Origin of the sequence: Reyranella sp. (genome assembly GCF_965227665.1) — a bacterium.
Classification (GTDB): Bacteria; Pseudomonadota; Alphaproteobacteria; order Reyranellales; family Reyranellaceae; genus Reyranella.
The window spans coordinates 3,480,625-3,493,806 of record NZ_OZ245767.1; the positions used below are offsets into that span (position 1 = coordinate 3,480,625).

Sequence of the window (13,182 nt, forward strand, 5' to 3'; positions counted from 1 at the left end):
GCTGGCAAGATGTCCTGCCTTATGGTTTCCATAGAATTACTTCATGCCGTCACAAGCTTCGATGTGGCAGAACATATCCATGGCGCGACTGCGGTTCCTGGGCGGGTTGGCAGCATTCCTGATCGTTTTGGCAGGAAGCGCCGGGGCGGCGCCGCGACTGGACCGCGAGCGCTGCACCTTCAAGCCGCCGCGCGGCGACCGGGTCGAATGCTTCGTGCTGACGGTGCTGGAGAACCGCGACCAGCCACAGGGCCGCGAGATCAAGCTCAAGGTGGCGATCCTCAAGGCCAAGCGGACCGCCGGCGTCGAGCCGATGATCTACCTCTCGGGCGGCCCCGGCGATTCGCCGCTGGTTGCCTCGACGCCGGGAGCGGATGCGCTGAGCGAAGGCGACTGGTGGAACGAGACGGCCGCCATCCGCCGCCGGCGCGACGTCGTCATTCTGAGCCAGCGCGGCGCCGGCGGGTCGACCCCCAACCTCGACTGCTTCGATACCCGCACCTCGGACCCCGCGAAGGCGCGCCGCCGCGCCGTGACCGAGCAGCAGGAGCGCGAGATTCTTTCGCGCTGCCGGACCGGGCTGGACCGCCGCAAGATCGATCTCGGCATGTACACGACCCCGGCCCTGGCCGACGACGTGGCCGACCTGGCGGCGGCGCTGGGCCAGAGCAAGATCAACATCTACGGCGTCTCCTACGGCACAAGATGGGCGCTCGAGGTGATGCGGCGGCATCCCGACCTGGTGCGCGCGGCCGTCCTCGACGGCGTCTATCCGCCTCAGGTCAACGGCGAGCAGAACGAGCCGGCGATCGTCCGCCGCGCCTTCGAACAGCTCTATGCCGACTGCGCCGCCGATGCCGTGTGCCGCGAACGCCACCCCACCCTGCGCGCCGCCATCGAGGGCCTGATCGACGCGGCGGAGCGCACGCCGCTCGAACTCGCGCTCACCCTGGAAGACGGCCCGCATCCCACGCGCCTCGATGGCACCCAGCTGCTGATGGTGCTGCTGAACATGATGCGCGAGGGTGAAGTCGCCGCCATCCCCGAGACGGTGGCGGCGGCCCAGCGCGGCGACCTGCGCCTGCTCAAGCTCTACGCCGAGGATCTCGAGACCAACGATGGCGGCCTGCTGGAGCAGAATGCCCAGCAGTTCGACGGCCTCTACAACAGTGTGGAATGCCGCGAGACCTGGCCCATGGTCGACCGGACGGCGCGGCGCAAGGCGATCGAGAGCAACGGCGTCTACGGGCTGAACGCCCGGTCGAGCAAGTCACCGACTTTCTGTCCGGTCTGGAGGGTCGCGCCTGCGCCGGCCGCGGAACGCCAGCCAGTGAAGTCGGAGGTGCCGACCCTGCTGCTGAGCGGCGGCTACGACTGGCTGACGCCACCGGCCTGGGCGCGCGAGGCCGCGAAGACCTTGCCCGCCTCGCGCAACGTCGTGTTCCGGGCGCAGGGCCATGGTGTCGTCGTGCAGGACGCCTGCGCCGCCCGCCTGCGCGACGCCTTCATCGAGGAGCCGAACCCCAAGCGTGCGCTGCCCTGCCGTCCCGACAAGGCGCCGAACTTCACCGCCGCCTGGGACCGCGTGCGCAACATGCCGTGAGCCTGCGGTCTACTTCAGAAGCTCCGGCGCAATGAGGCGGGGCAGGAACAGCGCGATGTCGGGCCACACGATCATCGCCGCCAGCACCACGATCATCGGCACCAGCATGATCAGCGTGTCCTTGAGGGCAAGCCGCAGCGGCACGCCGGCGACGGCGCAGGAGATCATGAGGCAGAGCCCGTAGGGCGGCGTCACCAGACCGAAGGCCAGGGCGACGATCGAGACGATGGCGAAGTGGACGGGATCCATCGACACCGACTTGGCGAGCGGCTCCAGCACCGTGCCGACGATGATGATCGCCGGGATCGCATCGAGGAAGCAGCCGACCACCAGGAACACGAAGGCGATGAAGAAGCCGACGCCGATCGGGCCCATCCCCCAGGTCGTGACGTTGGCCAGCAGCTCCTGCGGGATCCGGTAGTAGGCCAGCAGCCAGCCGAAGGCCGAGGCGGTGCCGATGCAGAACAACGCCACCGAGGCGAGCTTGCCGGTGTCGACCAGCGCCCTGTAGACCTCCTTCGGTCCCATTTCGCGATAGACGAAGATCGACAGCACGGCGGAATAGAGCACGGCCACACAGGCCGACTCCGTTGCTGTGAACCAGCCCGCCAGGATGCCGCCGACGATGATGACCGGTGTCATCAGCGCGGGGATCGACACCCAGATCGAGCAGAGCAGTTCGCGGAGCGTCCCACGCGGATAGGTCGGGTAGCCGCGCTTCACGGCATAGACATGCACCGTGACCATCTGGGCGCCGGCGATCAGCAGGCCGGGGACCACGCCCGCGAGATAGAGCGCGCCGATCGAGGTCGAGATCAGCCCGCCCCAGACGATCATCAGGATGGAGGGCGGGATGACCACCGCCAGGACGGCGGAGACGGCGGTGATGGCGACCGAGAAGGAGAGGTCGTAGCCCTCGCGGGTCTGGGCATCGATGAAGATCTTGCTCTGGCTTGCCGCATCGGCGGTGGAAGAGCCGGAGATGCCGGCGAAGAAGACCGAGAGGACCACGTTGATCTGGGCCAGCGAGCCCGGGAAGCTGCCGACGATGGCGCGCGACAGGGCCACCAGCCGGTCGGTGATGCCGCCGACGCTCATCAGGTTGGCCGTCAGCAGGAAGAACGGCACCGCGAGCAGGATGAAGGAGTTGTAGGCGTTGAAGGTTTCCTGCGCGAGCATCATCGTCCCGAGCCGGGGCTCGAGATAGAACAGCGGCAGGCAGGCGAGGCCCAGCGCGAAGGCCACCGGCACGCGCAGCACCAGCAGCACGAAGAAGCAGCCGAACAGGATCGAGGCGGCCTCGCCGGCGGAGAAGAGCGCGCCGGTCATGTCGGGCTCCAGCCGAACAGGATGCGGGCTTCGTCGTAGAACTGCTCGCCCAGGAAGACGATCCAGGTGACGGCAGCGACGGGCCAGGCGATATGGATCATCCAGAGCGGCAGGTCGGCCAGCTCGGAGGTGCGGTACCAGGCGAAGCTGGTGAACTCGATGCCGCCGACCAGGAACACGATGGCGAAGGCCAGGATGCCGAGCCGCGCCACGATCCGCACGGCGGCCTCGCCGCGGCGGGGCAGGGTCGGCCAGACATCGACCTCGAAATGCGAGGCTTCGCGTACGCCGATCATGGCGCCGATCATGATCATCCAGATGAACAGGAAGCGCGCCATTTCCTCGGTCCAGATATAGGCCGGGATCAGCGCGGTGTAGCGCGAGATCATCTGCAGGGTGACCGGGATGATGATGATGGCGACGGAGAAGGCCAGCAGGCCGGTCAGGAATTTGGCATAGGCGGCCGTGAACCGGCGCCAGAGGCCGGGTGGCGAGGCAGGAGACTTCATTCGGGAACCGTCCGGAAAAACGCACCCGGCTGCGGACCGGGAAATGGCGCAGCGAAGCCCGCGGCTTCGCTGCGCGTACGGATCAATTGGTGGCGACGATCTGCGTGAAGATGCCGTCGGCGCCGATCTCCTTGGCGTAGGCCGCCATCACCGGATCGACCATCTTCTTCATCTCGGCGCGGTCCTTGAACGGGATGCGCTTCAGCTTGCCGGCCTTCTCCAGCGCGACGAGCTTCTGCTCGTCTTCCCCGCTCTCGACCTGGCGGCCATAGGCGCCGGCCTCCTTGCCCGCCTTGACGACGGCGTCCTGCAGGTCCTTCGGGAGAGACTTGAAGGTCTTGGACGAGAAGCACACGGGACGGATGGTGATGGCGTGCTCGGTCATCGCGAGATTGGGCGCCACCTCGTAGAACTTCATCGACTCGACGCCGGCCGCCTCGTTCTCGCCGGCCGAGATGACGTTGTTCTGGATGGCGTTGTAGACCTCGTTGTAGGCGATGACCGTCGGCGACATGCCGGCCGCGGCGAAGGTCTTGGACCAGATCGGCGCGCCCTGGACGCGGACCTTAAGGCCCTTGATCTCGGCCAGGTTGCTCACCGGCTTGTTGACGAAGATGTTGCGCACGCCGCCGCCGGCATAGCCGATCAGCATGACCTGGGCCTTTTGCGCGACCTCGTCGGCCACCGGCTTCAGCAGGTCGAGGTCGAGCACCTTGTTCCATTGCGCGAGGTCGCGGAACAGGAACGGCGCGTCGATGAAGGGTGCCGCCTTGGAGAAGGTCGACATGTGGGCCGGCGAGACGATGGCGTAGTCCACTGCCTTGCCCTGCGCCATGTACTCGAAATACTGCTTCTCCAATCCCAGCGACGAATTGCGGTGGAGCACGAAGTTGATCGGCTTGCCGTAATACTGCTTCACCAGCTCCTCGAACTTGAGGAGCGTCTTGTTGAAGGCGTGGTCGTCATTGAACTGCACCGCGCCGTTCAGCGTCAGCGGCGCCTGTGCCTTGGCGATGAACGGGGCCGCGAGAGTCGAGGCGGCGATACCGCCCATCAGCAGTCTGCGCTTCATGTCGTTTCCTCCGAAGGCCCTGTTTTGGTTCTGAGACCGGGACCCTGCGCGGACTATGCATGGGTTTCGCGGCGGGCGCGACCAAGTTGTCAGACAACAACCTCCCCTATTTCCGGGAGGCTGGTCCGGACTTTGCGTCGGGTTGTGCCGGTGCGCGTTATTCGATATCATCATAACACACAAATATTCTGTATTATGTCCCTCAGTACCCCTTCTTCGAATTTCCTCGCGAGATTCGACGGCCCCTTCGTTCCCAAGCTCGTCTCGGTCCTGCGCGAGGGCTACGGGCTGGCGGCGCTGCGGGCCGATGCCGTCGCCGGCCTCACGGTGGCGATCGTGGCGCTGCCGCTTTCGATGGCCATCGCCATTGCCTCGGGCACCACGCCGGAACGCGGCCTGTTCACGGCCATCGTCGGCGGCTTCCTGATCTCGGCGCTGGGCGGGAGCCGGTTCCAGGTCGGCGGTCCCGCCGGCGCCTTCATCGTGCTGGTCGCCGCGACGGTCGCGCGCCACGGGATCGAGGGCATGATGCTCGCCACCCTGATGGCCGGCGTCTTCCTGGTGGCGGCCGGCGCGCTCCGGCTCGGCACCTTCGTCAAGTTCATCCCCTATCCGGTTACCGTGGGGTTCACGACCGGCATCGCCGTCATCATCTTCGCCAGCCAGATCAAGGACCTGTTTGGCCTGACCCTGCAGGGCAAGGAGCCGGGAGAGTTCGCCGCCAAGCTCGAAGTGCTGGCGGGCGCGGCCGGCACGATTAACGCAGCCGCCGTCGTCCTCGCGGTCGCGACCATCGCCATCATTCTTGGCCTCAAGAAGCTGCGGCCGCATTGGCCGGGCATGCTCGTGGCCGTGGTCGCCACGTCGGTCGCGACCTTTGCGCTGGGCCTGCCGATCGAGACGATCGGCAGCCGTTTCGGCGGCATCCCGTCGATGCTGCCGGCGCCCAGCCTGCCCGACATGTCGCTGGACAAGATGCTGGCCGTGTTGCCGGATGCGCTCTCCTTCGCGCTGCTGGGCGCCATCGAATCGCTGCTGTCCGCGGTGGTGGCCGACGGCATGACGGGGCGCCGCCATCGCTCGAACTGCGAGCTGGTGGCCCAGGGCGTGGCCAACATCGCCTCGGCGCTGTTCGGCGGTATCTGCGCCACCGGCACGATCGCCCGCACCGCGACCAACGTGCGCGCCGGCGCGCGCGGGCCGGTCGCGGGCATGCTGCACTCGGTCTTCTTGCTGGCCTTCATGCTGCTGGCCGCGCCGCTCGCCGCCTATATCCCGCTGGCCGCCCTGGCCGGCGTGCTGGCGGTGGTCGCCTGGAACATGGCCGAGAAGCATGAGTTCATGACCCTGCTGCGCTCCTCGCGCGGCGATGCGGTCGTGCTGCTCTCGACCTTCCTGCTCACCGTGTTCCGCGACCTGATGGAAGGCATCGTGGTCGGCACGGCGCTGGGCGTCATCCTGCTCATCCAGCGCCTGACCGCGACGGCGGGCATCGTGGCGCAGCCGGCCCGCGCGCCCTTCGCCGCCGATCTCGTCACCGACCCGCGGGTCATCGTCTACCGCCTGTCCGGCGCCTTCTTCTTCGGCACGGCCTCGACCGTGGGCGCCGTGCTCGACAATATCGCCGACCAGCACAAGGCCTTCGTCATCGACTTCAGCGCCGTGCCCTTCGTCGATTCGACGGCGGCCAACGTCATTGCCGGCGCCGGCCGAAAGGCGGCAAGGCAGGGCGTCCGGGTCTATGTCACGGGCGCCACGCCGTCGGTGCGCCACGCGCTGCTGCGGGCCGGCGCCGGGCGGCCGCAGGTCCGCTATCTGCCCTCCGTCGACGATGCCGTGCGCGAGGCGCATCTGCTGTAGGATGGCTCATGGCCGCCCCCGTCTCGATCTCTCCTGTCTCGATCTCTCCCGTCCCGATCTCCACCGTCTCGATCGCCACCGCCGCGCTCAGCGCTGAAATTTCCGCCACCGGCGCCGAACTGGTGCGCCTGCAGGATCGCTCCGGCGCCGATCTTCTATGGAGCGGTGACCCCACCTTCTGGACCGGGCGTTCGCCGCTGCTGTTTCCCATCGTTGGTGAAGTGAAGGGCAATCGGCTCAACGTGGCCGGCAAGGCCTACGACATCGGCCGCCATGGCTTTGCCCGCACCTCGGCCTTCGGGCTGGTCCGGTCCGATGCCGCGTCCTGCACCTGGCGCCTCGAATCGAGCGAAGCGACGCGTCGCCAGTACCCCTTCGCGTTTCGGCTCGACGTCACCTACCGGATCGAAGGCGCCACCTTGCATATGGAAGCCGAGGTCACGAACACCGGGGCCGAGCTCATGCCGGCCTCGTTCGGCTTCCATCCTGCCCTGCGCTGGCCGCTGCCCTACGGCAAACCAAGGGCGGCGCACGAGATCGTCTTCGAGCGGGACGAGCCCGCCCCGATCCGCCGGCCGGTCGACGGCCTGCTGAGTGCGGCCCAGTTCGCGACGCCCGTGCGCGACCGGCATCTCCTGCTGCACGACGATCTGTTCGAGGAGGGCGCGCTGGTGTTCGACACGCTGGCGAGCCGCAGCGTCGTGTATGGCGAAGCCCTTCGCGTCGACTTCCCGCGCATGCCCCATCTCGGCATCTGGACCAAGCCCGGCGCCGGCTATGTCTGCATCGAACCGTGGCAGGGCCATGCCAGCCCCGAAGGCTTCGACGGCGAGCTGGCCGACAAGCCCGGCGTCGTCTCCGTCGGGCCGGGCGCGACGGAGACCTTTGCGATGTCGATCAGCGTTTCGCCGCCAGGCTCCTGAACAGCGCATCGCTGCGGTCGTCGGCGGGGAAGAAGCTCTCGACGCGCACTTCCTGCAACGTGATGTCCTGCGGCGTGCCCAGCGTGGCGATGGTGGTGAACACCGACAGCGCCTTGCCGCCCACCAGATAGTCGACCGTCAGCACCGGCCCTGGCCGTTCCTCGAAGCGCAGCTTGCGGAACGAGGCGGGCACGTCGGGATAGGCCATGATCTCCTCGATGAAGGCGAGTGCCCGGGGCTCGCCGCCGGCCGCCAGGATCTCGGCATAGGTCGTCGACACGAGATAGCGCGCCACTTCCTCCCAGTTGGAGATCTTCGAGCGCAACGCCTTCGGATCGAGGATCCAGCGCAGCAGGTTGGGTCCCTTGCCGGGCGGCGGCGCCGGCGGCATGCCCTCGAACAGGAAGACGGTGAAGGCGTTGGCCGCGTCGTTGGCCTGCAGCAGGTTCCACAGCCGGTCGATCACGACGGCGGGGTAGGGCTCCTGCTGCTTCAGCATGAAGTCGATGGCTCGGCGCACCGGCGCGAGTTCGGGCGCGGCGAGGTTGCTCTCGCGATAGGCCGGCGCGAAGCCCGCCGCCAGCAGCATCTCGTTGCGCTGGCGCAGCGGCACGTCGAGGGCGGTCGAGAGCTGCACCACCATCTCGCGGCTGGGGCGCGCCCGGCCCGATTCGAGGAAGCTGACATGACGCTGCGAGACGCCGGACTGCAGCGCCAGCGAGAGCTGGCTGGCGCCGCGGCGGCGGCGCCAGGCGCGCAGCATGGGACCGAACGTGTCGGCAGGAGGAGAGGACACCGAAGCGGGAGTTGTACTCATGGCTCCAAGCCTAACACCGGCCCGCCGGCCCGCCGATTACCTCGTGCGTAATTGAGAGACCGGTGGGGCAATGCGATTTCCGCGTCGTCCGCAACCAAAGGAGGACGACATGACCGCTTCATCCGATCGCCTGCTGCGCCGCACGCTCTGGGCCAATGCCATCCTGTCCGTCGGGTCCGGCGCACTGCTCGCGGCCCTGGCCGACCCCTTTGCGGCGATGGCCACCCAGGTGCCGCTCCAGGTGCTGGGCCTCGACCTCGCCCTCGTGCTGGAACTGCTGGGCCTGGGCTTCGTGGCCTTCGGCGCTGTGTGCGGCTGGGTCGCGTCACGGCCCGACATGCCCTTGGGCTGGGCGCGGGCGATCTTCGTCCTCGACGCGTCCTGGGTCGCGATCAGCGCCGTCATCCTGATGCTGCCGGCATCGTGGACCCTGACGGGGATCGCGGGCATCGTCGTCATCGCGCTGGTCGTCGCCGATCTCGCGATCCTCGAGTATCTCGGCCTGCGCCGCATCGGCTCCGCCCACTAATCGCGACGAGAGGAAACGACAATGGACAGGCTTCAGCTCCTGAACGACATCAAGCTGCCCTTCGCCGAGGTCCTGGGGCTGAAGTTCACGGCAGCGAGCGAGACCGGGGTGACGGCCGAGATGGTCGTCCGCGCCGAGCTCTGCACGCGACCCGCGATCCTGCACGGCGGCGCGGTGATGGCCTTCGCCGACACGCTGGGCGCCGCCGCCACCGTGCTCAACCTGCCCGAGGGCAAGGGCACCACGACTATCGAGAGCAAGACCAACTTCGTGGGGCCGGCCCCGGTCGGCACCACGGTGATCGGCGAAACCACGCCGGTTCATCGCGGCCGCCGCACCATGGTCTGGACGACCCGCATCACCACCGCCGAGGGCAAGCTCGTGGCGGTGGTGACGCAGACGCAGATGGTGCTTTAGACAAGCCGCCTCTGTACGGACACGCGGCGCTGGAGCACTGTCGGGCCGTCGCGTCATGCCTTTCAGCCTGTCGGAACGCACCTGGAACAAGGAGCAGTCTTATGGTCCGGCCGCGTATCGTCATCGTCGGCGCGGGCTTTGGCGGCCTGAGCGCAGCGCATGCCCTCTCTGGTGCCGCAGCCGACGTCACCGTCATCGACCGTCGCAACTACCATCTCTTCCAGCCGCTGCTCTATCAGGTCGCGACCGCCGGACTGTCGCCGGCACAGATCGCCTCGCCGATCCGCGCCATCCTGCGTCGCGCCGCCAACGTGCGTGTGGTGATGGGCAAGGTGTCCGGCGTCGACACCGTGCGACGGACCGTCCGGGTCGACGACCGCGAGATCCCCTATGACCAGCTGGTGCTGGCGACCGGCGCGCGCCATTCCTATTTCGGCCACGATGAGTGGGAGCGTGTGGCTCCAGGGCTCAAGAAGATCGACGACGCCACCGCCATCCGCCGACGCATCCTCACCGCCTTCGAGCATGCCGAATCAGCCGAGACGCAGGAGGCGCGTCGGCGATTTCTCACCTTCGTGGTGATCGGCGGCGGGCCGACCGGCGTGGAGATGGCGGGTTCCATCGCCGAGCTGGCGCATGTGGCGTTGCGGCACGATTTCCGCACCATCGATCCGCGCGAGGCGCGCATCCTGCTCGTGGAGGCGAGTCCGCGCGTGCTGGCGGCCTTTCCGCCGGTGCTGAGCACGGCAGCGCGCGGCGCACTGGAGCGGCTGCATGTCGAAGTCCGCCTCGGGACGCCGGTGTCCAATTGCGACGAGGCCGGAGTCACGATCGGCGAGGAGCATGTGCCTGCCGCCACCATCGTTTGGGCGGCCGGGGTGGCCGCTTCCGCGGCGGCCGACTGGCTGGGTGTCGAGAAGGACCGGATCGGTCGCGTTCCGGTAGGCCCCGATCTCACCGTGCCAGGCCATCCCGAGATCTTTGTCGTCGGCGACACGGCGAGTGTGGCCGGGAAGGACGGCCAGCCGCTCCCTGGCCTCGCGCCCGTCGCCAAGCAACAAGGCACGTATGTCGCGCGCGTGCTGCGGGCGCGACTGGCTGGGAAGCCAGCGCCGCCACCGTTCCACTATTTCAACTACGGGACCATGGCGACCATCGGCCGCCGTTCCGCCGTCGCGGACTTCGGCTGGTTGCGCCTCGATGGCACCCTGGCCTGGCTGATGTGGGGACTGATCCATATCTCGTTCCTGATCGGCTTCAGGAACCGGCTGATCGTCATGCTCGACTGGATGTGGTCATACGTGACCTTCCAGTCCAGTGCACGGCTGATCACGGGATCGGAGCAGAACTAACGGCGGGTCGGGTCGACCTTGTCGAGAGTCTCGATGACCAGCCCGACGGGCAGCCGTTTGCGGAACGTGTCCTCGAACAGCTTGGCCTTGATCGTGCCGTCGCGACCGACCACGAAGATGATCGGACGCGGAACGCCGTAAGCCTTGCCGCCTTGCGCGTATTGCGGATCGCGCAGCCCATAGCGCTCGATGAGCTCGGACTTCGGATCCGACAGGAGCGCATAGATGAGGCTGCGCCTCCCGGCGAAGGCGGCAAGGACATCAGGCGCATCGTAGGAAATGCCGGCAATGCGATAAGCGCGCTTCGATCTCGCCGGCGCCCGCATTGAGATCGATCATCTGCGCCTGGCAGTAGGGACAACAGGCAGCCGACCGGTAGAGGAACAGGACCACGCCCTTCTCGCCCATCAGGGACTGCAGCGATCGCGGCTTGTGCTTCTGTCGAGAGGCTTGTCGATATCCGGCGCCTGCGTGCCGACGGCGGGACCGAAGTCCTCCGCCGCCTGTGCGGTCGACACGCAGATCAAGGCCAACAGTGCCGCAATGACAGCCTTCAGCATGAAGACCTCCGCGGGTTTCTAGCCCTTCGCCAGCCGGTACCGCTCTGTTGCAGGAATCAAGGTCAGGTTGCCCAGGATCCGGTGCTGCGGGTCTTCACTCGCGGCCAGCCTGGGCTGGAGATCGAGCAGCGCCCTGCCGAACAGAGTCTCGTCCCACAGCCACGCCTTGCGCTTCTTCGACGTGCCGGGATCGGGAAAGGCCGAGGCCGCCTCGAGATAGTACGCCCGCAGATCGTCGACCGCTTCCTTGAGCGTTTGCGCGGACGGCAGATCGCCGGCCAGGGCGGCGGCGAGCAGCGCGCCGGCCGCCGGCATGTCGAGGCCGGAGACGCCCACGGTGGTGCGGCCGGTTCTCGCGACGCTCTGGTCATGCCAGGTCGCCAGACGGTCGATCTCGGCCGCCAGCGTGTCGGTCGCCTGGGGCGCCAGGTTGATCGGGCAGGCCCAGCCGGTGAAGTCGGTCTCTTCGGCAACGTGCTCGGGATAGTCGGCGATCAATGGCCCGTCGGTTCGCTCCAGCAGCTCCGCGGTCGCGCGCAGCACGCGCCGCTGGAAGTCCGCATCGTCGGGAATGCCGAGCGGCCGGCCGAGCTCGAACGTGACCCAGAGGGCGCGCGGCGGACGGATGGTTTCGGTGTGCTCCCGCACCAGGCTGATGCTGGCGGTCGGAATGCCCTGACGTTCGAGGAAGTGACCCAGCGCGCCCACGGCGCGCGTGCAGGCGGGTCAAACGGGAACGAGCAGCGCGGCGTCGACGGCATCCTGTTTCAGCAGGCCGGCGAGATGCTGGGCGTGCGGCTCGGCCGCATCGGGCGGAAAGGCGCCCATGAAAGAATAGTGCATCGAGGCCATCGAGCCGACGACGCCCTCTTCGACCAGCTCGCGCAGCCGGTCGATCGGGAAGGCGACGTTGTGATCCTGCTGGAAGCCGGTGCGATCGAAGTTCACCGAGATGTGGCTCATGACCAGGTCGCGCGCCGGAGTTTCCGCCGGAATGACGCGGTAGCTGCCGTCGCCGGGGCGGAACGGCCGGTCGCCGCGCCGGTGCAGGCCCGCGGTCGAGATCAGCGCGACGCGACGCTGGGCGAGCGGCTTGCCGGGCAGCGCCGGCGTGTCGTCGAAGGTCGGACACTCGATGCGCCGCAGGTGGTGGGCCTCGACCTCGGGCATGTCGCTGAGACGTTTCACCATGGCGTCGTGCTCCTCATGTGAACTTGCGATAGGTCTCGCGCGTGGCGACGATCGCGTGGTCGCTGCAGCCGTTCTCGCGTTCGACGTTGGCCGCCGCGTATTCGGGCGACCTCATCATGGCGAGGAATGCCGCGCGCGAGGGATAGCGGACCAGCGCCACGTAATCCCAGCGATGCCGGTCGGGTTCGCCCAGGGCCACCGCCTCGGCATCGCCGGCCCAGATGATGGTGCCGCCCTGTGCCTTGATCAGCTTGATGGTGAGCGCGCTGTAGCGCAGATAGGCGTCCCAGCCGCTGCCCTTGCCGTCGAGCGAGCGCTCGCGGAAGCGCATCAGGTTCAACATGACCACCGGCACGTCGTCCGGCAGGGCGCTCAGGGCGGCATCGTTCAGATGGTCGATCAATGCGGCCTCCCCAGAAGATCGAGCGCCGGCTGGACCACGGCTTCGAGCGTGCGCCGCCGCGCGCCGGTGCGCGCCAGCACCCGCATGCCCATCAGCACACCCAGCAGATGGATCGACAGGCTCTCGGCGTCGGTGCCGGGCGGCGTTTCGCCGGCCTTCACTGCCGCCGCGACATTGCGCCGGAAGAACGCGCGGATCTCCTCCAGATAGGCCATGACCGCGCGGCCGAGTTCGGCATCGTGCGGCGCCACGTCGAGCGCTGAATTCACCAGCAGGCAACCCTTGCAGTCGGGGTCCTTCAGCGACCGGTCGATCACCTCGGCCAGGAAGGCGCGTATCGCCTCGCGGGGACGATGAGCGGCTTCGAGCCGTGCGATGCGCTCGCGGCTCGATCGGTTGGCGTAGCGTTCGAGGACGCGCGCGAACAAGGCCCGCTTGCCGCCGAAGGCATTGTAGAGGCTGGCACCGCCGATCCCCATCTCGCGCGCGAGGTCGCGCACCGACGTGGCCTCGTAGCCGCGACTCCAGAAACAATCGACCGCGGCATCGAGCGCGCGGTCCTCGTCGAATTCCCTGAGGCGAGCCATCGGGGCATGAAAGCGCAATTATGGAGCGAC

16 protein-coding genes are annotated in these 13,182 nt (G+C 67.7%); 6 read left to right on the plus strand and 10 right to left on the minus strand.

All coding sequences use genetic code 11. From position 1 onward, the window contains the following. The first annotated feature begins 79 nt into the window (after positions 1 to 79). On the plus strand, positions 80 to 1,603 hold the full coding sequence (locus ACO07I_RS16735; RefSeq protein ID WP_422009515.1) for an alpha/beta fold hydrolase: 1,524 nt from the start codon (positions 80 to 82) through the stop codon (positions 1,601 to 1,603). 9 nt (positions 1,604 to 1,612) lie between these two features. Here ACO07I_RS16735 and ACO07I_RS16740 read toward each other — a convergent pair whose 3' ends face one another. From ACO07I_RS16740 to ACO07I_RS16750, 3 genes are all read right to left on the minus strand, one after another. Further along, the gene (locus ACO07I_RS16740; RefSeq protein ID WP_422009516.1) at positions 1,613 to 2,932 is read right to left on the minus strand and encodes a TRAP transporter large permease; all 1,320 of its coding nucleotides are present in this window, start codon (positions 2,930 to 2,932) and stop codon (positions 1,613 to 1,615) included. After that, positions 2,929 to 3,441 carry a TRAP transporter small permease gene (locus ACO07I_RS16745; RefSeq protein ID WP_422009517.1) on the minus strand — a complete coding sequence of 171 codons (513 nt, stop codon included), beginning with the start codon at positions 3,439 to 3,441 and terminating at the stop codon, positions 2,929 to 2,931. Before ACO07I_RS16745 ends, ACO07I_RS16740 begins: the two co-directional genes overlap by 4 nt. An 82-nt stretch (positions 3,442 to 3,523) precedes the next feature. Next, the gene (locus ACO07I_RS16750) at positions 3,524 to 4,513 is read right to left on the minus strand and encodes a TRAP transporter substrate-binding protein (RefSeq protein WP_422009518.1); all 990 of its coding nucleotides are present in this window, start codon (positions 4,511 to 4,513) and stop codon (positions 3,524 to 3,526) included. 195 nt (positions 4,514 to 4,708) lie between these two features. On the opposite strand from ACO07I_RS16750, the gene ACO07I_RS16755 reads away from it, so the two are divergent. Further along, positions 4,709 to 6,373: a SulP family inorganic anion transporter gene (locus tag ACO07I_RS16755; protein ID WP_422009519.1), complete on the plus strand. Its 1,665-nt coding sequence runs from the start codon at positions 4,709 to 4,711 to the stop codon at positions 6,371 to 6,373. An 8-nt stretch (positions 6,374 to 6,381) separates the two neighbouring features. Beyond that, a complete protein-coding gene (locus tag ACO07I_RS16760; RefSeq protein WP_422009520.1) occupies positions 6,382 to 7,296 on the plus strand; it encodes an aldose 1-epimerase family protein in 915 nt (304 codons plus the stop codon). On the opposite strand, the gene ACO07I_RS16765 is transcribed toward ACO07I_RS16760, so the two are convergent. Beyond that, positions 7,271 to 8,113, minus strand: a complete 843-nt coding sequence (locus ACO07I_RS16765; RefSeq protein ID WP_422009521.1) for a helix-turn-helix domain-containing protein — start codon at positions 8,111 to 8,113, stop codon at positions 7,271 to 7,273. The genes ACO07I_RS16760 and ACO07I_RS16765 overlap by 26 nt on opposite strands. A gap of 109 nt (positions 8,114 to 8,222) precedes the next feature. On the opposite strand from ACO07I_RS16765, the gene ACO07I_RS16770 reads away from it, so the two are divergent. The 3 genes from ACO07I_RS16770 (at position 8,223) to ACO07I_RS16780 (ending at position 10,411) form a co-directional block, all read left to right on the plus strand. After that, positions 8,223 to 8,642 carry a hypothetical protein gene (locus tag ACO07I_RS16770; protein ID WP_422009522.1) on the plus strand — a complete coding sequence of 140 codons (420 nt, stop codon included), beginning with the start codon at positions 8,223 to 8,225 and terminating at the stop codon, positions 8,640 to 8,642. A gap of 21 nt (positions 8,643 to 8,663) precedes the next feature. Beyond that, entirely contained in the window at positions 8,664 to 9,059 is a 396-nt protein-coding gene (locus ACO07I_RS16775; RefSeq protein ID WP_422009523.1) for a PaaI family thioesterase, read from the plus strand. A gap of 101 nt (positions 9,060 to 9,160) precedes the next feature. Next, positions 9,161 to 10,411 (plus strand): NAD(P)/FAD-dependent oxidoreductase, encoded by a 1,251-nt coding sequence (locus ACO07I_RS16780; protein WP_422009524.1) that lies wholly within the window; start codon positions 9,161 to 9,163, stop codon positions 10,409 to 10,411. Here the strand turns inward: ACO07I_RS16780 and ACO07I_RS16785 are convergent. The 6 genes from ACO07I_RS16785 to ACO07I_RS16810 form a co-directional block, all read right to left on the minus strand. Further along, entirely contained in the window at positions 10,408 to 10,737 is a 330-nt protein-coding gene (locus tag ACO07I_RS16785) for a redoxin domain-containing protein (protein WP_422009525.1), read from the minus strand. The genes ACO07I_RS16780 and ACO07I_RS16785 overlap by 4 nt on opposite strands. An 81-nt stretch (positions 10,738 to 10,818) precedes the next feature. Then, positions 10,819 to 10,971 (minus strand): hypothetical protein, encoded by a 153-nt coding sequence (locus ACO07I_RS16790; protein ID WP_422009526.1) that lies wholly within the window; start codon positions 10,969 to 10,971, stop codon positions 10,819 to 10,821. A gap of 18 nt (positions 10,972 to 10,989) precedes the next feature. Continuing rightward, positions 10,990 to 11,679 carry a hypothetical protein gene (locus tag ACO07I_RS16795; protein WP_422009527.1) on the minus strand — a complete coding sequence of 230 codons (690 nt, stop codon included), beginning with the start codon at positions 11,677 to 11,679 and terminating at the stop codon, positions 10,990 to 10,992. Between the two features lie 18 nt (positions 11,680 to 11,697). Continuing rightward, complete coding sequence (locus ACO07I_RS16800; RefSeq protein ID WP_422009528.1) at positions 11,698 to 12,162, minus strand: glycine/sarcosine/betaine reductase selenoprotein B family protein; 465 nt, start codon at positions 12,160 to 12,162, stop codon at positions 11,698 to 11,700. Positions 12,163 to 12,175: 13 nt separating this feature from the next. After that, the gene (locus ACO07I_RS16805; protein ID WP_422009529.1) at positions 12,176 to 12,565 is read right to left on the minus strand and encodes a DUF1330 domain-containing protein; all 390 of its coding nucleotides are present in this window, start codon (positions 12,563 to 12,565) and stop codon (positions 12,176 to 12,178) included. Next, entirely contained in the window at positions 12,562 to 13,152 is a 591-nt protein-coding gene (locus tag ACO07I_RS16810) for a TetR/AcrR family transcriptional regulator (RefSeq protein WP_422009530.1), read from the minus strand. Before ACO07I_RS16810 ends, ACO07I_RS16805 begins: the two co-directional genes overlap by 4 nt. Between the last annotated feature and the right edge of the window lie 30 nt (positions 13,153 to 13,182).